Origin of the sequence: Rhizobium sp. IBUN, from assembly GCF_000510625.1 — a bacterium.
Lineage (GTDB): Bacteria > Pseudomonadota > Alphaproteobacteria > Rhizobiales > Rhizobiaceae > Rhizobium > Rhizobium altiplani.
This window is the reverse complement of the sequence record NZ_AZNV01000027.1, coordinates 1-19,430: the sequence shown is the minus strand read 5'-3', so window position 1 is coordinate 19,430 and position 19,430 is coordinate 1. Positions and strand designations below refer to the sequence as shown.

Annotated in this window: 15 protein-coding genes and 3 tRNA genes; 8 read left to right on the top strand and 10 right to left on the bottom strand. The window is 59.4% G+C overall.

Features of this window, described 5'->3' with window-relative positions:
* Positions 1-25: 25 nt before the first annotated feature.
* A complete protein-coding gene (locus RHIBUN_RS0122190) occupies positions 26-2,863 on the bottom strand; it encodes a ribonuclease E/G (RefSeq protein WP_025661210.1) in 2,838 nt (945 codons plus the stop codon).
* Positions 2,864-3,609: 746 nt separating this feature from the next.
* Between RHIBUN_RS0122190 and RHIBUN_RS0122185 the strand changes: the two genes are divergently transcribed.
* From RHIBUN_RS0122185 to prfB, 3 genes are all read left to right on the top strand, one after another.
* Positions 3,610-4,764, top strand: coding sequence for an N-acetylmuramoyl-L-alanine amidase (locus RHIBUN_RS0122185; protein WP_245268031.1), 1,155 nt, complete (start codon positions 3,610-3,612; stop codon positions 4,762-4,764).
* 241 nt (positions 4,765-5,005) lie between these two features.
* The gene (locus RHIBUN_RS0122180) at positions 5,006-7,453 is read left to right on the top strand and encodes a penicillin-binding protein 1A (protein WP_018859836.1); all 2,448 of its coding nucleotides are present in this window, start codon (positions 5,006-5,008) and stop codon (positions 7,451-7,453) included.
* Between the two features lie 100 nt (positions 7,454-7,553).
* Positions 7,554-8,685, top strand: a protein-coding gene (prfB, locus tag RHIBUN_RS0122175; RefSeq protein ID WP_100248113.1) for a peptide chain release factor 2 whose coding sequence is annotated in 2 segments (ribosomal slippage) — positions 7,554-7,622 and positions 7,624-8,685 — 1,131 coding nt in all. Because the reading frame shifts where the segments join, the coding sequence is not laid out codon by codon here.
* 97 nt (positions 8,686-8,782) lie between these two features.
* Here the strand turns inward: prfB and RHIBUN_RS0122170 are convergent.
* The 4 genes from RHIBUN_RS0122170 to RHIBUN_RS0122155 all read right to left on the bottom strand — a co-directional run bounded on the left by RHIBUN_RS0122170 (position 8,783) and on the right by RHIBUN_RS0122155 (position 11,381).
* Entirely contained in the window at positions 8,783-9,298 is a 516-nt protein-coding gene (locus RHIBUN_RS0122170) for a hypothetical protein (protein ID WP_025661208.1), read from the bottom strand.
* A 3-nt stretch (positions 9,299-9,301) separates the two neighbouring features.
* Positions 9,302-10,075, bottom strand: coding sequence for an NAD kinase (locus RHIBUN_RS0122165; protein ID WP_025661207.1), 774 nt, complete (start codon positions 10,073-10,075; stop codon positions 9,302-9,304).
* Positions 10,076-10,473: 398 nt separating this feature from the next.
* Positions 10,474-10,767 carry a hypothetical protein gene (locus tag RHIBUN_RS0122160; protein ID WP_025661206.1) on the bottom strand — a complete coding sequence of 98 codons (294 nt, stop codon included), beginning with the start codon at positions 10,765-10,767 and terminating at the stop codon, positions 10,474-10,476.
* Positions 10,768-10,862: 95 nt separating this feature from the next.
* Positions 10,863-11,381, bottom strand: coding sequence for an Hsp20/alpha crystallin family protein (locus RHIBUN_RS0122155; protein ID WP_025661205.1), 519 nt, complete (start codon positions 11,379-11,381; stop codon positions 10,863-10,865).
* Between the two features lie 396 nt (positions 11,382-11,777).
* Between RHIBUN_RS0122155 and RHIBUN_RS0122150 the strand changes: the two genes are divergently transcribed.
* Positions 11,778-12,233, top strand: coding sequence for a pyridoxamine 5'-phosphate oxidase family protein (locus tag RHIBUN_RS0122150; protein ID WP_025661204.1), 456 nt, complete (start codon positions 11,778-11,780; stop codon positions 12,231-12,233).
* A 218-nt stretch (positions 12,234-12,451) separates the two neighbouring features.
* Here RHIBUN_RS0122150 and RHIBUN_RS0122145 read toward each other — a convergent pair whose 3' ends face one another.
* Entirely contained in the window at positions 12,452-13,249 is a 798-nt protein-coding gene (locus tag RHIBUN_RS0122145) for a lytic transglycosylase domain-containing protein (RefSeq protein ID WP_025661203.1), read from the bottom strand.
* Between the two features lie 403 nt (positions 13,250-13,652).
* On the opposite strand from RHIBUN_RS0122145, the gene ilvD reads away from it, so the two are divergent.
* On the top strand, positions 13,653-15,326 hold the full coding sequence (ilvD, locus tag RHIBUN_RS0122140; protein ID WP_025661202.1) for a dihydroxy-acid dehydratase: 1,674 nt from the start codon (positions 13,653-13,655) through the stop codon (positions 15,324-15,326).
* 69 nt (positions 15,327-15,395) lie between these two features.
* On the opposite strand, the gene RHIBUN_RS0122135 is transcribed toward ilvD, so the two are convergent.
* From RHIBUN_RS0122135 to rlmB, 3 genes are all read right to left on the bottom strand, one after another.
* Positions 15,396-15,471, bottom strand: a tRNA-Thr gene (locus tag RHIBUN_RS0122135).
* Positions 15,472-15,796: 325 nt separating this feature from the next.
* On the bottom strand, positions 15,797-15,952 hold the full coding sequence (locus RHIBUN_RS36930) for a hypothetical protein (protein ID WP_198021167.1): 156 nt from the start codon (positions 15,950-15,952) through the stop codon (positions 15,797-15,799).
* A 181-nt stretch (positions 15,953-16,133) separates the two neighbouring features.
* Positions 16,134-17,024: a 23S rRNA (guanosine(2251)-2'-O)-methyltransferase RlmB gene (gene rlmB / locus RHIBUN_RS0122120; protein WP_025661201.1), complete on the bottom strand. Its 891-nt coding sequence runs from the start codon at positions 17,022-17,024 to the stop codon at positions 16,134-16,136.
* A 206-nt stretch (positions 17,025-17,230) separates the two neighbouring features.
* Between rlmB and RHIBUN_RS0122115 the strand changes: the two genes are divergently transcribed.
* Both RHIBUN_RS0122115 and RHIBUN_RS0122110 read left to right on the top strand, forming a co-directional pair.
* Positions 17,231-17,315 (top strand) — tRNA-Tyr (locus RHIBUN_RS0122115).
* Positions 17,316-17,341: 26 nt separating this feature from the next.
* Positions 17,342-17,415: transfer RNA gene (locus RHIBUN_RS0122110), tRNA-Gly, on the top strand.
* A gap of 63 nt (positions 17,416-17,478) precedes the next feature.
* Here RHIBUN_RS0122110 and RHIBUN_RS0122105 read toward each other — a convergent pair.
* On the bottom strand, positions 17,479-17,988 hold the full coding sequence (locus RHIBUN_RS0122105; RefSeq protein WP_025661200.1) for a hypothetical protein: 510 nt from the start codon (positions 17,986-17,988) through the stop codon (positions 17,479-17,481).
* A gap of 266 nt (positions 17,989-18,254) precedes the next feature.
* Here RHIBUN_RS0122105 and tuf point away from each other — a divergent pair, with 266 nt between their 5' ends.
* Positions 18,255-19,430 carry an elongation factor Tu gene (gene tuf, locus RHIBUN_RS0122095; RefSeq protein WP_018857113.1) on the top strand — a complete coding sequence of 392 codons (1,176 nt, stop codon included), beginning with the start codon at positions 18,255-18,257 and terminating at the stop codon, positions 19,428-19,430.

Below are 19,430 nucleotides of genomic sequence, written 5' to 3'. Positions count from 1 at the left end.
TTTTACTTATCGCCGAAAATCAATCTTAGAAAAAACCGCGGCGCTGCCACCAGCCAGCTTTCTTCGGCTTGCCGTCGCCTTCGGTCTCAGCAGCATCGCTGCGCGTCGATTTAACCGTTGGTTCAGACGAGGAGATGTTCGACTCCCTGTTGGCGCGCACAGGCTTCGCTTCTTCGACTGCGGGCGTAGCCAGGTCTGCGGATGCAGCCTCGATCTCAGCTTCAGCCGCGGGTGCTGCCTCCGTCGCTTCTTCAACGACAGGCTCTTCGACCGGAGATGCCTTGCGGCTGCGACGTGCACGCTTCGGCTTTATGTCTTCCGTAACCGAGGCGCCCGCTTCAACAGCGACCATCGCCGGCTGAGCTTCGACTGCTTTCTCGGCGGCGGCTTCGATCACCTCGACGGTGGTCACTTCCGTCTCGCCATCTTCGGCATCGTCATCTGCCGCTTCCGCTGCAGAAGCCTCCTGCTCGCCACCTTCCTCGCGGTTGCGGCGGCCGCCGCGCTTGCCGCGACGGCGGCGCTTGCGGCGCTGGCTCTCATCACCTTCGTCACGCGTTTCCGAGGTGGCGGCAACGCCTTCGTCACCTTCTTCCTCGTCATCGCTGTCGATCTGGTCGCCTTCCACTGCGTCACCCGAAACGCTGTCGGCAGCAACCGCCTCGCCATTGCCGTTGCGGCCGCGACGACGACGGCGACGCTTGCGCTTGCGGCCCTCGCCATCGCCTTCGGCGCGCTGCGCTGGACGTTCGGCTGCGGCCGGCTTGGCCTCCAGTTCCTCTTCTTCCTCCTCGTCGACTTCGACCACGATATCGTCGTCTTCGTCATCGGGGATGGCAGCAAAGTTGAACAGGGTTTCGATCTTGACCGGGTTCTCGACCGGCTCGCCGCGGTCGATCGCAAAGTGCTGCGAGCCGACCGAGCCATCCGCATCGATAATGATCGACACACCGAAGCGGGCTTCGTAGTCGACGATCGTCTGCCGCTTGTGATTGAGCAGGTACAGGGCAATATCAGGCGTCGTGCGAACCGTGATGTTGTGCGTGGTATTCTTGAGCAGGTACTCCTCGATGCCGCGCAGGACATGCAGCGCAACGGAGGACTGCGAACGGACGTGGCCGGTACCGCCGCAATGCGAGCAGACCTGCGTCGTTGATTCAAGAACGGATGCGCGGATGCGCTGGCGCGACATTTCCAGAAGACCGAAATGCGAGATACGGCCGACCTGAATGCGCGCGCGATCGTTCTTCAGGCATTCCTTCAGCTTCTTCTCGACAGCGCGGTTGTTGCGCTTTTCTTCCATGTCAATGAAGTCGATGACGATCAGGCCGGCAAGGTCGCGCAGACGAAGCTGGCGGGCGATTTCTTCCGCCGCTTCGAGGTTGGTCTGCAGAGCAGTGTCCTCGATCGAGTGCTCGCGCGTCGAGCGGCCGGAGTTGACGTCGATCGAAACCAGCGCTTCGGTCTGGTTCATGATCAGGTAGCCGCCCGACTTCAGCGTTACCTGCGGCTGCAGCATGCGGTCGAGCTGAGCCTCAATGCCGGAGCGCGAGAAGATCGGGTGGATGTCGCGATAGGGCTGAACCACCTTGGCGTGGCTCGGCATCAACATCTTCATGAAGTCTTTCGCTTCACGATAGCCTTCCTCGCCGGCAACGATGATCTCGCCGATATCCTTGTTGTAGAGGTCACGGATCGAGCGCTTGATGAGCGAGCCTTCCTCATACACGAGGCAGGGAGCGGTCGACTGAAGCGTCAGCGTGCGGACGTTCTCCCACAGGCGCATCAGATATTCGAAGTCGCGCTTGACCTCGACCTTGGTTCGATTCGCGCCGGCGGTGCGCAGGATGACGCCCATGCCCTGCGGCACTTCGAGCATACGCGCGATTTCCTTCAGGCGCTTGCGGTCCTGCGGATTGGTGATCTTGCGGGAGATGCCGCCGCCACGCGCCGTGTTCGGCATGAGGACTGAGTAGCGACCGGCCAGCGAAAGATAGGTCGTCAGGGCAGCGCCCTTGTTGCCACGCTCTTCCTTTGCCACCTGCACCAGCAGGATCTGGCGGCGCTTGATGACTTCCTGGATACGATATTGCTTGCGCGGCTTGCGCTGGACGCGATCGGGAACCTCCTCCATGGCGTCTTCGGCGCCGACGGATTCGATCACTTCCTCTTCGTGGTCGTGATCGTCGTCATCGTCGTCATCGCTGCGGCGGCGGGCGTCGACCTCTTCGGAGATCGAGTCGGTTTCGACCATTGCGGCCATCTCGTTGCCCGACGAGCCTTCATCGTCGTTGTCGGCGGTGGCTTCGCTGGCAGCCTCGTCGTTGGCAGGCGCTTCAGCCGCCGGCGCCACCTTCTTGCGGCTGCGGCGGGGCTTTGGCTTCTTGACGGGTGCTTCCTCGGCGACTTCCGCAACGGCCTCGACCGTTTCGGTTGCTACGGCAGCGTCTTCTTCGGGAGCGGCTTCTGCTGCCGGCGCTTCGGCAGTTGCGGCTACGCCAACGTCGGGCTGTTCCTGGGTGGAGAGATCGACCGGCGCCGTCTCGACGTGTTCGACGTCGTCGTCGCGGCGATGCTCTTCGGCTTCGGCGCGAAGCAGGGCCTGACGATCGGCAAGCGGGATCTGGTAGTAGTCGGGGTGAATTTCGGCAAAGGCCAAAAAGCCGTGCCGGTTGCCGCCGTAATCAACGAACGCGGCCTGCAGCGAGGGTTCAACCCTCGTTACCTTTGCGAGGTAGATGTTGCCGCGGATCTGCTTCTTGTGCTGTGACTCGAAGTCAAATTCTTCTATGCGGTTTCCGCGAACGACAACAACGCGCGTCTCTTCCTCGTGAGACGCGTCGATAAGCATCTTGTCTGCCATGTAAGCTGTGCTCCTCGGCGCGGCCGAACGTCGGCATCCCCTTGTGTCGAAGAGACAGAGGAGAGGCGGCTCGTCGTTGCAGCGCCGGATAATGAAAGTCGCGTTTGGTGCGGTGTGGAAGGCAGCAGCCAGACAGCAGCGGGGGAGATGTTCTCCCGGGGCCTGTAGACTTCAGATAAAACCTGCTGCGACACCATCAAAGACCAAGCGAGATCGACAAAACTAAGACCTTGTTCAGGTCCGATGAGTTTGCTCTCTCTGTAAAGAGCGGTTGGTGGCTATCCACCGATGAAGTTCCCGCATACGCCGGAAAATTCAGGATCCAATTTCGAGTGGAAACACATAAGACGGCGGACGATTGCCGGTTGTGGCGCCAGTTCCCTTGCGGTTTGGCTGCCGTGCAGGCGACCCTATCCCGTCAGCACTTCTACCCTAAAAATCCTTGTATGTTTTCTCTGTCACAATAGCAAGGGAAAAGCCAAATGTGCCATAATATTGATGGATTTCGGAAGGCATACAAAATCGGGGATTAAGGGCGCCGATTCGGCTCCGTGGCCGCGAACGTCGCTGATACCGGCGATCTCGCGTTTGCCGGGAGAAGTTGATCGGAATGATATTTAAGGTGTGGCGGTCGATTGTTTAAGAGGGTACGACCCGCGACGGTAATATCCGGATGGCGGAAAATAAGGTTTACCGGCGTGGTGGCCGTTGCCGCGGCCGCGACGACTTTTGCATTTCTTCCTGAGGTGCGAGCAGACGAAGCAGCGAAGGCCGACCCCTTGCTCGCCTATGGCGCCCGAATCATCGGCGACGATGCACGTACGCGCATTGTCATCGACTTCGATCGGGCCCCCGATTTTTCCGTCCACTATATCGCCAATCCCGAACGCATCGTCGTCGACCTGCCTGCGACGGCCTTCGGCTTCCCGGCTGCGGATCTCGCGGCGAGGGGTCTCTTCAAGGACATACGCTACGGCAAGATGGACGAGGACAGCGCCCGTATCGTGCTGACCGCCAAGAAGCCGGTGAAGATGGAAGTCGCCAAGGTTCAGGAAGATGAGGACGGCAAGGGGCACCGTCTCGTCCTGGATGCGGCAATGACGGACAACGAGAAGTTTGCCGAACTGGTCAAGGCCCAGTCCTGGAGCGATCCTTCGTCCCAACAGACGACGAGCGCCATTCCTGCGCCGGAGAAACCGGCTGATGGAGATTTCATCATCGCTGTCGATGCTGGTCACGGCGGGATCGACACGGGTGCGATCGGCGTCGATACCAAGACGCAGGAGAAGGACGTAACGCTCGCCTTCGCCAAGGCGCTCGCCGATCGCCTCAACCGCGAGTCCGGCATCAAGGCGTTCCTGACGCGAAAGGATGACTCGTTCCTGTCGCTCTCCGAGCGTGTGGAGATTGCCCGCCAGAACCATGCGGGCCTCTTCATTTCGATGCATGCGGACACCCTGAAACAAAAGGATATTCGCGGCGCGACAGTCTACACGATCTCCGACAGGGCCTCCGACAAGCTCGCCGCCGATCTCGCCGACCGCGAAAACCTCTCCGACCAGATTGCCGGCAAGGAGACCGTGGCTGAGCCTCCCGAAGTCGCCGATATTCTGCTCGACCTGACGCGCCGCGAAACGCAGGCTTTTTCTATTTCGCTTGCTGAAAGCGTGCTCACATCCTTCAAGGATCAGGTAGGGACGATCAACAATCCACACCGCCATGCGGGCTTCCGCGTTCTGCAGGCACCGGATGTGCCGTCTATCCTGTTGGAACTGGGCTTCCTTTCCAACAAGGACGACGAAAAGCTCCTGCTTGATGATGGATGGCGGGGAAGGATGGCCGACCTGCTGACGGAGGCCGTCAAGCACTACCGCACGGCGATGGTTGCAAATGGGGGCTGATTGCAGCCGTGGCGCAGATGTGACACTTGCTCGTGTAACACGATCGCAATGTGGGAATAGCGCTTCAAGGCCCTATTTTACTCACATTCACGCCGTTACTCAGCCTTGTGTTTCCATAGATGAAACGGAATCGGCTTGTGGCGAAAACGCTCATGGAGTAAGTCGCCCAACATGCAAGATGCCCCGATCCTGCGATTGTTATGTCGCGCTGATCGATGATTGAGATACCGGTAGCTTAAATATGATTAGACTTCTTGGATATTTCTTCGGAGTGGCTTGCGTCCTGTTCTTGGGCGTGGCGGCTGTTGTTGCTGTTTACTTGGCAACCGTCACGAAGGACCTTCCGGACTACGCAGTGCTGAACAGCTACGAGCCGCCGGTGACGACCCGCGTTCATGCAGGCAACGGTGCGCTCATGGCGGAGTATGCAAAGGAACGCAGACTTTTCCTGCCGATCCAGGCTGTTCCCGACCGCGTCAAGGCGGCCTTCCTGTCTGCTGAAGACAAGAACTTTTATCAGCACCCCGGCATCGATGTTACCGGCTTTGCGCGCGCACTGGTTGCTTATCTGACCGGCGGTCCGACGCAGGGCGGTTCGACGATCACGCAGCAGGTTGCCAAGAACTTCCTGCTTTCCAGCGAACAGACGATGGAGCGCAAGGCGAAGGAAGCGATCCTTTCCTTCCGTATCGAACAAGCCTACAGCAAGGACAAGATCCTTGAGCTGTACCTGAACGAGATCTTCTTCGGCCTGAATTCCTACGGTATCGCGAGCGCCTCGCTCACCTATTTCAACAAGTCGGTGAACGAACTGACGGTCGCCGACGCTGCCTATCTTGCCTCCCTGCCGAAGGGTCCCGCCAACTATCATCCCTTCCGCCATCCCGAAGCAGCGATCACCCGCCGCAATTGGGTCATCGATCGCATGGTCGAGAATGGCTATGTCAGTCAGTCCGATGGTGCCGAGGCCAAGAAACAGCCGCTCGGTGTCACCGGTCGCAGCAGCGGCCCCTCGCTTTTTGCATCCGGCTATTTCGCCGAGGCGGTCCGCCGTCAGTTGATCGACCAGTACGGCGAGAAGATGCTGTACGAAGGCGGATTGTCCGTTCGTACCTCTTTTGACCCCGCGTTGCAGGTCTTTGCGCGCAAGGCCCTTCAGGATGGTCTGACCAACTACGATGAGCGTCGTGGCTTCCACGGTCCGATCAAGCAGATCGACACGGCTGCTGACTGGGGCAAGGCGCTGGCCGATATTCCGGCTTTGACGGACGTGCCAGAATGGCGACTGGCTGTCGTGCTGGCCGTATCGGCCGACGGCGTCGACATCGGGCTGCAGCCCCCGAAGGATGGCGCTGGCAAGATCCCTTCCGAGCGCGAGCGTGGAGCCATCGAGGCCAAGAATATGCAGTGGGCATATCGCTCGGCTTCCGGCCGGAAGACAGCAAAGTCGCCCGACGGCGTTCTGTCGGCCGGGGATGTCGTCTACGTCGAGCGGTTGGGGGACGAAGGTTCCAAGTCCTACCGGCTTCGCCAGCCGCCGAAGGTCGAAGGCGGTCTCGTCGCGATGGACCCGAAGACCGGTCGCGTGCTTGCGATGGTCGGCGGCTTCTCCTACGCGCAGTCGGAATTCAACCGCGCGACCCAGGCGATGCGCCAGCCGGGTTCGTCCTTCAAGCCGTTCGTCTATGCGGCGGCCATGGACAATGGATATACGCCGGCGTCGGTTGTCAGCGACGATCCGCTGTCGATCCAGACGGGCAATGGCCAGGTATGGGCACCGGATAACTATGAAGGCGAGGGTGGTGGCGCCAACACGCTTCGCTTCGCGATCGAGCACTCGCGCAACCGCATGACGGTGCGCCTTGCCAACGATCTCGGCATGAATGTCGTCGCCGAGTATGCAGAACGCTTCGGGATCTACGATCACATGATGCCGGTTCTCGCCATGTCGCTCGGTTCCGGCGAAACCACGGTCTTGCGCATGGTATCGGCTTATTCGGTCATCGCCAATGGCGGCAAGCAGATCAAGCCGACCCTGGTTGACCGGATCCAGGACCGCTATGGCCGTACGATCTTCAAGCACGAGGAGCGCGTCTGCGAGGGCTGCAATGCGAGCGACTGGCATAACCAGGACGAGCCCAACGTCGTCGACAATCGCGAAACCGTTCTCGACCCGATGACCTCCTACCAGATCACCTCGATGCTGCAGGGTGTCATCCAGCGCGGCACGGCCGCCGGCAAGGTCGATCTCGGCGGGCGTGACGTTGCTGGCAAGACGGGTACGACCAACGATGAAAAAGATGCGTGGTTCGTCGGCTTCACGCCGGATCTTGTCGCCGGCCTTTACATCGGCTTCGACTCGCCGTCGACGCTTGGACGCGGCGGCACAGGCGGCTCGCTTTCTGCGCCGATCTTTAACGAGTTTATGCAGGTTGCTGTGAAGGACATGCCGGAATCTAAGTTTGTCATTCCGGCGGGCATGAACCTCATTCCGATCGACCGCAAGACCGGCATGGCTGCGGTTCAGGGCGACCCGAACACGATTATCGAGGCCTTCAAGCCAGGTACCGGTCCTGCCGACAGCCTCTCTGTTATCGGCATGGACAATGCGATGGCGCCCGAAGAAATTCTGCGGACGTCGCCGCAGGCCAACCAGGCCGTCCAGTCCGGCGCCGGCGGCCTCTACTAACCTTTTCCCTGACCCGTTGTGGCGGTTGCGGCCCTTTACATCCGCAGCCGCCACAATTATTTGACGGGCAACTTTTCAAGCAACGCGAAGAAGCAGGAAAATGCGAGCGGAAATCCAGAACGTAGTCGATGAAACCAAGCAGGCTATCACCCTGCTGAGGAGGCATCTTTGACTGGGACCAGGCGATAAGACGACTGGACTGGTTGAACAACAAGGCAGAGGATCCGACCCTCTGGAACGATGCTTCGGAAGCACAGAAGCTGATGCGCGAGCGTCAGCAGCTAGATGACGGCATCAACGGCGTGAAGCAGCTCGAGCAGCAGCTCAACGACAACGTCGAACTGATCGAGATGGGCGAGGAAGAGGGCGACGAGAGTGTCGTCAAGGACGCCGAAGACGCGCTCAAGAGCCTGAAGGCTGAAGCCGCCCGCCGCCAGGTGGAGGCGATGCTATCGGGTGAGGCCGACAGCAACGATACCTATCTCGAAGTCCACTCCGGCGCAGGCGGAACGGAAAGCCAGGACTGGGCCAACATGCTGCTGCGCATGTATACCCGCTGGGCGGAGCGCCAGCGCTTCAAGGTAGAGCTTCTTGAAGTGCACGATGGTGAAGAAGCAGGCATCAAGTCTGCAACCCTGCTGGTCAAAGGCCACAACGCCTATGGCTGGCTGAAGACGGAGTCGGGCGTGCATCGCCTGGTGCGTATTTCGCCCTACGACAGCAACGCGCGGCGCCACACCTCGTTCTCCTCGATCTGGGTCTATCCCGTGGTCGACGACTCGATCAACATCGAGGTCAACGAGAGCGACTGCCGCATCGACACCTACCGCGCCTCGGGAGCGGGCGGTCAGCACATCAACACGACCGACTCGGCCGTGCGCATCACGCATATCCCGACCGGCATCGTGGTTTCCTGCCAGCAGGAACGCTCGCAACACAAGAACCGCGCCAAGGCTTGGGACATGCTGCGTGCTCGTATGTACGAGGCCGAGTTGAAGAAGCGCGAAGAAGCGGCGAACGCCGAGGCAGCCTCGAAGACCGACATCGGCTGGGGTCACCAGATTCGCTCCTACGTGCTGCAGCCCTACCAGCTGGTCAAGGACCTGCGGACCGGCGTGGCGAGCACGGCGCCGGGCGACGTGCTGGATGGCGAGCTCAACGAGTTCATGGAAGCCGCTCTCGCTCACCGCATCAGCGGCAAGCCGGACGCTGTCGTCGACGACGTCGAGTAACCGCTCAAACGTATGAACATAGAGAAGGCCCCGAATGGGGCCTTTCGATTCAAGCGGGAAAACCGGAAGTTCTCCAGCGACAAATCAACGGCTGCGACTAGTTGCTGGCTTTGCCGACGGTAACCTCACCAAATTCGTCGATGACGACAGTCCAAGTCTCCGATTCCGCATCCGGATCGGTCTTCAGGTAGACCATTGCAAAAAGGCCGGGCTCCTTGAGCATGCCGGAGGAGTTTTCGGGCCTGATGTCGGTGACATACGGCTTCAGATCGCTGAGTTCCTGCAACTCCACCGTCGAGGTGATGGACGGCTCAGCGTCGCTCTGCTCGATTTGCTGCAAATATATCTTGGCGGTGCGGTCCGCCTGCCTGACGGCAAACAGCTTGTAGTAGCCGTGGCGCGGTTTTGCGGGAGCGGGAACGGCAGCCGCAGTTTGGGGCGCCGAAGGTGATCGTTGAATGGCCGGCGCCGCACCGTCGTCTTCCCAGTAACCGGTGCTGGTCGCGAAGATGACTGAAGCCGGTAGGATCGCGTCTTCTGCCTCAACGCCTCGCGCGCAGAGGGTGGACGCGGCTAGCAGCAAGGTACAAAGCGTCGTTCGTCGCAAGCTCATGTCTCAGTCCTCGAACTGCTCCGCAAGAATACGATCGGACCATGATCGATCGGGATCGGAGAGAATGCGCGCGGTCGTAAGTTCCGATTGCGCGATGCGAATATGCAGCACCGATTTCACTTCCGTGTTGTCAGCGACCGCGTTGACCGGGCGCTTCTCCGCCTCGAGTATGTGTATATCGACCGTCACCTTGTTGGGCAGAAGGGCGCCGCGCCAGCGCCGCGGCCGGAACGCGCTGACCGGAGTCATCGCCAACAGAGGGGCGTCAAGCGGCAGGATCGGTCCATGCGCGGAGAGGTTATAGGCCGTCGAACCCGCGGGCGTGGCCACCATCAGGCCGTCGCAGATAAGCTCGTCGAGTCGCACGACGCCGTCCACTTCGACCCGCAGTTTGGCGGCTTGATAGGATTGCCGGAACAGCGAGACTTCGTTGATGGCAAGTGCTGTCGAATTCGTGCCGTCAGAATTCGCCGTTGTCATCCGCAAAGGGTGAAAGGCATTTTCGACTGCTGTGCAGATTCGATCCTGCAGGCCTTCCGTTCGATAGTCGTTCATGAGGAAGCCGATGGAGCCGCGATTCATACCGTAGACCAGCTTGCCCGAGTTCATCGTGCCATGCAGCGTCTGCAGCATGAAACCATCGCCGCCGAGGGCGACGATCACGTCGGCCTCTTCAGGGGGCACGTCACCATAAATGCCTATCAACTCTTCCCGAGCCGCCAGCGCCTCTGTCGCCGAGGAGGCAAGGAAGGAAAGCGTCTGAAACGAACGGCCCATGTAATTCCTTTTACGTATTCAACGAACGATAACATAGTCTTGGCGTCTAGGCGCCAATAAAAGCCGATTTTGTCAAGTGCATCTGCAGCGCCGGCTGGAGCCATCGTCAATTCTTCGCTGCTCGATTTCAGGCGTATGCTGTGGAGGGCCCGGAACTCGAGCCGGGCAAGCCTCGGATCATCTTTCGTCGACAAGGCAGATGGCGTCAATCCTGACGTGGGGCGGCACTGCGTACTCTCCGTCGATAGCGAGACCGTACGCGCAGGCTTGCCGAGGCATTCGTAGTGACAATGGATACAGAACGTTTTGAAACGTGCTCCAATGCCAAGTTGGCGTCTATAACCGCCCTTCTTTGCGGTAGCGTGCCACGCATGTATCGAGGCTCGTATCTGGAGGCGTTAGCGACAGCCGCCTGCTTCTGCCACAGCGCACTTTAACACCTGCTCCGCATATTCGACGACGGCTCTTTCGTCGGTGACACATAACTTCAGGACTTGGCATCTCTCCTTGAGCTCGTGGAGGACGCGTCGGTGAACCCTTGCAATCGCGGCAGTATTCTTGAGCTTCATGAGCTCCTGGAGACAAGCCACTGCTACGATCTCTGAAACCAGCAGCTTGCCTTCGACTTCTCCTTGCGTTGGAATGGCAAAACGCCCACCGCCGGGTTTGGAATCTCTCTCGGGCGACAGCATGACAAACCTCCCATGGCCTTGATCGACGAAACGATGAAGAAATACGCCAGAGGGGCCGCCCAGGGTCGACAGCCGCCCCTTCGCACGCTCCAAGGCTATGTGGCTTTGACCTCTATCTTGCGGTCGTTCGTCCCGGTGTTGGCAGCCTTTGGAAGCGTGACCTTCAGGACGCCTTTCGCGAAAGCGGCGGCGATCTTATCTGCCTCGATGTAGTCAGGAAGCCGAAACGAGCGCTGGAAGGAGCCGTATCGGCGCTCCGAAAGGTGGTAGGCCTCGTCCTTCGATTCCTTTTCCTCCGTCTTTTCGCCCCGAATGGTCAGCACGCCGTTCGAAAGCCTGATGTCTATGTTGCTCTCGTCGAGGCCGGGAACTTCCGCGGTGATCTCGAATGCGTTGTCTTTCTCGACGACATCCACCGCGGGAGACACGACCCAGTCGTCAGCAGAAGTCGTGCGTCCGAGGAGCTGACCTGAGAGCGGACGCCATGAGGAAGGGCCGAAGTCGTCGAACAGCCGGTCGATTTCGGTACGAAGTGAGTCGAATGGAGACCACATCCCGCCGGGAGCCGGCGTCGTGGTCTTCTGTTCTTTCTTAATGGGGAACATATCGGGCATGATCATCTCCTGTTGGCCAAGAGGTCCGGAAGCCGGATCTAATCATTGCGTTTCGCTCGACATCGAGCGCAATCATTAAAGCGCGCGCGTGGGCAAGAGACTTTGATCAATGTCAAGAACACAGGAAATTAATTGGCGCGCGGACTCAGTCTAACGCAGTATCGGTCGAACCGTCCACCGGATAACGCACACTTAGAACATCGGTCGAAGACGCGGTTCGGTAGCATCCGTTTTGCAGTGCGCCGAGCGATATCCTCTGCCCTATCCGTACACGTTTCAGGATTGGAAATTGATCCAGCACAATGCAGATCCAGCAAAAAAGGAGGATTATTTATGTAAGCGGTATCCTGGCTTTGCGGCCGTTGAGTATTCCTCGGAGGAATGGGAGAGACAGACATGTCAACGACACTCAGGAGTATGAGCCATGTGGAATGCTTGGAAATGCTGGAACGGGCGCATTTTGGTCATCTGGCTTGCAGTAACGAAGGCCGGCCTTACGTGGTCCCAATCTACTTTGCGTTCCAATCACGAGTAGCCTACAGTTTTTCGATGCCAGGACGAAAAGTGGAGTGGATGCGGCTGAATCCAAGAGTCTGCCTCCAGGTGGAGGAGCAGTGGGGGAAGGGCGGATGGAGGAGCGTCGTGCTGAACGGCCACTTCCAGGAACTGCCGGACGATGATGTCTGGCACGAGGAGCGCCTGCATGCGTGGTCACTTTTGCAGAGACACTTGGACTGGTGGGAGATCGGCTCGCTTGAGCCTCGCGAACTACCGACTGCGTCTACATCTGCCCACCTATTCTACTGCATCTACACGGACGATGTCTCCGGTCGGGTCGTGGCCCTTCAGTGACAACGCCTCGGCCCTCGCGGTTTCCGCAATGTCTGCGCACCCTGTGACGGAGGAAGCCAATCGACTGTATCGGCGATCACGTGCCCATTACACTAGCCCAACCGAGTCGCTGGTAGCCTGAGAGACTAGCCACAGACCGAGCATTCTCGTCCTCCGCACCCCCCACGCAAATAGCATTCTGACTCGGCGCATGGCGGCTTTGTAACTGGAGGCAGGATCTAACCGCCGTCGATCGCCTCGCCGATGCGGGCGATCGCCTGCTGATAGACACTCGCGGAGTTCCAGCCGGCGATGGCGCCCATGTTGCCCTGATAGTCCCCGCCGGCGTCCCAGCCGTGCGCCCTGAGGAAGTTGGCCGTGGACATCAGCGCCGTGCTCTTGTCGCGCATGTTCCTGTTTCCGACGCCGTATCTCAGGACATTCCCAGGCAGGAACCCTGTGTGGCCGATCTCGCCATGCATGGCGCCGACCGAGCCGGCACTCAGCACGCCGCTGTCGACTAGCTTGAGCGCCGCGATAGCATGGGGCGCGAAGAATTGCGGCCGGCGACAATCGTAGGCGAGCGTGACGATTGCCGAAACTGTGTTCTGGTTGCCCATAGAGGCGCCGAAGTTGGTCTCCATACCCCAGATGGCGAGAAGCACGCCGGCGGGCACGCCGTAGTTGAGCTCGATGCTGTCGAAGAGCGCTGCATTCGCCGTCTTAAGCGAACGGCCCTTGGAAATAATCGCGGACCCACCGCGTCGTCTCATAAAGTCGGCGACCGAGCCGCTGAAAGCCTTGTTGACGGAGCGGTCGGCCTGAATTGTTCCTACGGCGTATTTCGCACCGGCAAGCGCTGCAAGACCCTTCCCCTTGACGCCTGCAGCCTTTGCCGTCTCGGCAAACTCTACTTTCCACTGTTCAAACCCGGCAGCACTTTTGCCGCACGATGCCGCCTGCGCAACGCAAGCCAGAAGGCAGAAGGCGAGGGCGCCCGCCGCAGCAAGCAAAACTCCCTTAGCAAAGAATGCCATGTCGCTCTCCTCGTGGGTCTGAACCATCATGCATCCGGCCGCATGACGTCACTCGTTCACTTGCGAAACCGGCTTGGACCGGGAAGCGAAAGGAACTGAGAAGGTGCCTCTACTATGCACGTGAGGGCGATACGGTGCTAGTGACGAAATTGGACCGCCTGGCGCAATGAACGCGGACCTGATGGCGACTCTGGCGAAGCGGAAGATCGGCGGTTGCTGACCGAGTCCAAGACACCGAGGAAATTGCAGCTTCTCGTCGACGGCGACAAATTTGGCGGATCTGTCTCAGTTCCATCGGCAGCCTTTGATATGTGCGGCGACTTAGTTGGAGGCAAAAAGCATATTTCACAGCGTATTTGGTTTCCAATAGAGTATGGTTCCGTTTGGCTAGCGGGAGGCGCTTATGGCTCACAACGACCGTTCACGGCATATCACCCAAGGCATTGCTCGCTCACCCAATCGCGCGATGTACTATGCGTTGGGCTATACCAAAGTGGACTTCGACAAGCCGATGATCGGCATCGCCAACGGGCACTCGACGATCACGCCATGCAATGCCGGCCTCCAGCCGCTTGCCGACGCGGCGATAGCCGCCATCAAGGCGGCCGGAGCCAATCCGCAGATATTCGGCACGCCTACCATCTCGGACGGCATGGCCATGGGAACGGAGGGCATGAAATATTCTCTCGTCTCGCGCGAGGTTATCGCCGATTGTGTGGAGACCTCGGTGCAGGGCCAATGGATGGATGGCGTTCTAGTGCTCGGCGGGTGCGACAAGAACATGCCGGGCGGTATGATCGGCATTCTCCGCGCTAACGTTCCGGCCGTCTATGTCTATGGCGGCACCATCAAGCCGGGTCGATGGAAGGGGGAGAGCCTCTCCATCGTGTCCGCGTTCGAGGCCGTCGGCGCTTACATGGCCGGAAAGATGAGCGCTGAGGATTTCGAGGGCATTGAGCGCAATGCCTGCCCGACGACCGGCTCTTGCGGCGGCATGTACACCGCGAACACCATGAGTTCGTCCTTCGAGGCGCTCGGCATGTCGCTGCTCTACTCCTCCAACATGGCCAATCCCGACCAAGAAAAGATCGATAGCGCGGTCGAGTCCGCGCGCGTTTTGGTGGAAGCGGTGAAGGCCGGCATTCGACCACGCGACATCGTCACGCGGAAGTCGATTGAAAATGCCGTGGCGCTCATCATGGCCACTGGAGGTTCAACAAATGCGGTGCTGCACTATCTCGCCATTGCGCATGCGGCCGAGGTGGAATGGACGCTGGAGGATTTCGAGCGGATACGCCGTAGGGTACCAGTAATCTGCGATCTCAAGCCATCCGGCCGTTATATGGCTGTTGATCTCCACGCTGCCGGCGGCATTCCTCAAGTCCTAAAGCTACTGTTGAATGCGGGCCTTCTGCACGGCGATTGTCTCACGATCACCGGCAAGACGATCGCTGACGAACTCTCGGCCGTGCCCGACGAGCCTCGTGCGCACCAGGACGTTATCCGGTCGCTCTCAGCGCCACTGTATCGCGAGGGACATCTAGCCATACTCACAGGCAATCTGGCAGAGGGTGGGGCGGTGGCAAAGATCAGCGGGCTCAAGAGCCCGGTGATTGCTGGCCCGGCGCGCGTCTTCGAAGACGAGCAATCCGCAATGGATGCTATTCTCTCGGACAAAATCAAGGCCGGCGACATTCTGGTCCTGCGTTACCTCGGGCCGAAGGGTGGTCCGGGAATGCCGGAAATGCTTGCCCCGACCTCCGCTATCATCGGACGTGGCCTTGGAGAGAGCGTCGGCCTCATCACAGATGGGCGGTTCTCCGGCGGCACATGGGGTATGGTGGTCGGGCATGTCACGCCCGAAGCCTTCGAGGGGGGGACAATCGCACTTGTCAAGGACGGCGACCAAATCACCATCGACGCCCATCAGCTACTTCTGCAGCTCGACGTCCCAGATGAAGAGATTGCGAGACGCCGAAGCCTTTGGAGCCAGCCTCCGCCGCGCTACAGGCACGGCGTCCTCGCCAAGTTTGCGGCCTTGGTCCGACCAGCGAACGAGGGAGCCGTGACGGGTTGAGGTCACATGAAAAAAACGCGCCAACTGAGGCGAATTAGTCATCAAGTCACTGATTTCGTGTAAAATTAGTGGTGCCCCCGGCAGGGTTCGAACCCGCGACCCCCTGATTACAAATCAGGTGCTCTACCAACTGAGCTACAAGGGCGATGCCTGCCAAGTACCAGATTTTGCCGTCCTGTAAAGAAGAAATCCGCGCGATCGTGATTTCGTTCGTCCGACCTTGCATCGGAGTTTGCGTTGCAAACGCCGCAGACCCGACTTTGCTAGTTCCGAGGCGCAGTCTGCCGCACGCTCGTTTGCAAGGCGTCACCGGTCTCTCCGGCACCCAACGGCGACATGATTGCAATGCTCAGCACCGAGGCAACCATGAAAACGATAATAGCGATCATTACCCGCACATTTCTCTCCTAAATCGTGCGAAGCCAACGCGCGGGGCCGACCGTCGGTTCCCCTGATGATAGCTACACGATCTACTGTACGGGTGCTGGAATAGGGCGTTCAGGGGCGGGCGCCAGCGGAGCGAGTTCGTGAATCGGCTGCGACTTGTCGATCCAGACGATGCTGAGAATGATGGCAACGAATACGCCGACGAACAGAGTGCCGATGACGAGGGAGCGGACGGCCATATGGAAATATGTTCCTCCTGTTCGAATGCGGGGCGGCATGGAAAAGAGCAGAGTCAAAACCGAGGCGAGCTTAATTTCTGATCATCAGCAGCAGTTTGCTGGCTTCCTAGTTTGCGGCGCTGCTATCATCCCGCATATGGAAGAGAAAGATCGCGCCTTTCGCCGCGATCCCCCAACCCTATCAAATTTTCAAATGCTGCCTCGCCGCATAAAGAGCGATCGCCGCAGCATTAGATACATTGAGTGACTTGATCGCACCCGGCATGTCTAGCCTGGCAAGCGCGCTGACAGTTTCGCGCGTCTTCTGGCGTAGCCCCTTACCTTCGGAACCCAGCACGAGCGCCACCTTGTCACCCGAGAATGTGCCCTCGAGTGGCGCCGGTCCTTCCGAATCGAGGCCGATCGTGAAGAAGCCGAGCTTGTGCAGTTCTCCAAGCGCGTCGGCAAGATTCGTGATCTGGATATAGGGAATGAGTTCCAGCGCACCTGAGGCTGATTTCGCCAGCACGCCTGATTCGGTCGGGCTGTGGCGCTGTGTGGTAATGACGGCACCTGCATTGAAGGCCACGGCGGAACGCATGATGGCGCCGACATTGTGCGGATCGGTTACCTGGTCGAGCACGAGAAGCAGTGGGCTGTCCTTCAGTGCTTCCAGCCGGCGGACGGGCAGGGGGCGCGTTTCCAGCATGACACCCTGATGGATGGCATCCGGGCCGAGGACCTTGTCGATATCGTGCGGAGCGACGATTTCGACCGGAATGCCGAGCGCGTCGGCAGCGATCTCCAGACGCGCAAGCGCGTTCTGGGTCACCGACAACTTGACGTTCCGGCGCTCCTTGTTGTCAAGCGCGGCACGAACCGTATGAAGGCCGTAGAGATAGACCTGCTCGGGCGCGAGTGCAGGAGGCTTCCAGTCCTCGGCACCGCGCCGGCGCTTCTGTGGCGGCGGTGTCGGAATCTCACCGCGTTCGCGTTTGCTATCACGATGCGCGCGGCGCAGGGTTGCGTAATGCGTGTCCTTGGCGGACTTGTCGTCAGTGGGCTTGCCACCGGTTTTCTTGTCTTTGCTCATGCGGCTTTATAGCGAGGGTGCTTCTTTCCGCATAGGATTTCTTTCAGGACCCCGGCTTTCCACGGTCGATGAAATTTTTCACATTTTTTCCGTCGTCATCGTGTTGACATGCGTAAATCGTCCGGTCATATACGCGGCGCAGACCGAGGGGCGGCAACGCTTCGAAAGTCTGACGAGCTTGGTCTCACGATCCGGACGAAAAGACTGGAGAGATGCCCGAGTGGTTAAAGGGGACGGACTGTAAATCCGTTGGCTCAGCCTACGTTGGTTCAAATCCAACTCTCTCCACCATTCGTCATTGGATCGGATACCACCCCGCGGGTATAGCTCAATGGTAGAGCAGCAGCCTTCCAAGCTGAATACGCGGGTTCGATTCCCGCTACCCGCTCCAGATTTTCGCAGTGTCCTGTTGTTCCTGTAACGCTTTGCGCGAGCCGGGTCCCTATGCGTACCTCTAGCCCCAGAGCAGCACGAAAGGCGAGGCCAGCGCGATGATGCCGGCGATCGTCCATCGCTTCTGGGTGTTGGTGCTGAGATCCTCTCTCGACAGCCATATGCGGACAGCAACGAAGCCGATGGCGATGAGGGCGCTGTAGATCGCGGCGCGCAACAGGATCGACCAGCCGCCGCCGAAGAGACCGATCGCGATGCCGAAGCCGGTGAGGGCGCCGAGAATACCGTATCCCACGTCGAACATCAGCGTCGTGGTGGCCGAAAGTGGCGTCAGCATCTTTGGGAAGGCGATGGCAAATGCCGCTGTGAGCAGCCATATTGCGACGATCGCTTGCAGCGTCGAAGAGCTGACGATCGATGTCGCCAGAGCCGGGAGCCGCTCGGGCGAGGAGAGGCGTACAAGCTGCGCGACCCAGTCGATCGCAGCGGCAAGAACCCACAATATGAATGCGCAGGCGGCAAAGATCAGAAAGTTGCCTGCGGATCGTTTTGCAATTTCCTTTGGTTCCATTGCGGTGTCTCCGAGCAGTGCTTCCGCGTAAGGGCAGCAAACGATGTACTATCATATCCTTGGCGCCGTCGCGCCCGTTCTTCGTGAATATATCTTCGCTGCCATCTCCGGTGGATATTGCCGATCGGGCGCTTCCTTCCCATATGCGCCCGCAGGCTAGGAATACGGTCCGCAAATAGGTCTTGCGCAATTTCCCCGAAAGCCTTAAACGGCGGCACTAAACCGGTTCGCCGGGGTCATCCATTTCGTTCACAGGAAGCATTCAAATGGCAAAGAGTAAGTTTGAGCGCAACAAGCCGCACGTTAACATCGGCACGATCGGCCACGTTGACCACGGCAAGACGTCTCTGACGGCAGCGATCACGAAGTACTTCGGCGAGTTCAAGGCGTACGACCAGATCGACGCGGCTCCGGAAGAAAAGGCTCGCGGCATCACCATTTCGACGGCACACGTCGAATACGAGACCCCGAACCGCCACTATGCCCACGTTGACTGCCCCGGCCACGCCGACTACGTCAAGAACATGATCACCGGTGCTGCCCAGATGGACGGCGCGATCCTGGTTTGCTCGGCTGCTGACGGCCCGATGCCGCAGACCCGCGAGCACATCCTGCTCGCTCGTCAGGTTGGCGTTCCGGCGATCGTCGTGTTCCTCAACAAGGTCGACCAGGTTGACGACGCCGAGCTTCTCGAACTCGTCGAGCTCGAAGTTCGCGAACTTCTGTCGTCCTACGACTTCCCGGGCGACGACATTCCGGTCATCAAGGGCTCGGCTCTTGCCGCTCTCGAAGACTCCGACAAGAAGATCGGCGAAGACGCGATCCGCGAGCTGATGGCAGCTGTTGACGCCTACATCCCGACGCCTGAGCGTCCGATCGACCAGCCGTTCCTGATGCCGATCGAAGACGTGTTCTCGATCTCGGGCCGTGGTACGGTTGTGACCGGCCGCGTCGAGCGCGGTATCGTCAAGGTTGGCGAAGAAGTCGAAATCGTCGGCATCCGCCCGACCTCGAAGACGACGGTTACCGGCGTTGAAATGTTCCGGAAGCTGCTCGACCAGGGCCAGGCTGGCGACAACATCGGTGCTCTGGTTCGCGGTGTGAACCGTGACGGCGTCGAGCGTGGTCAGATCCTGTGCAAGCCGGGCTCTGTCAAGCCGCACAAGAAGTTCAAGGCTGAAGCCTACATCCTGACGAAGGAAGAAGGCGGCCGTCATACGCCGTTCTTCACCAACTACCGTCCGCAGTTCTACTTCCGCACGACGGACGTGACTGGCATCGTCACCCTGCCGGAAGGCACGGAAATGGTTATGCCTGGCGACAACGTCACGGTTGACGTCGAACTGATCGTTCCGATCGCGATGGAAGAAAAGCTGCGCTTCGCTATCCGCGAAGGCGGCCGTACCGTCGGCGCCGGCATCGTCGCCTCGATCGTCGAGTAA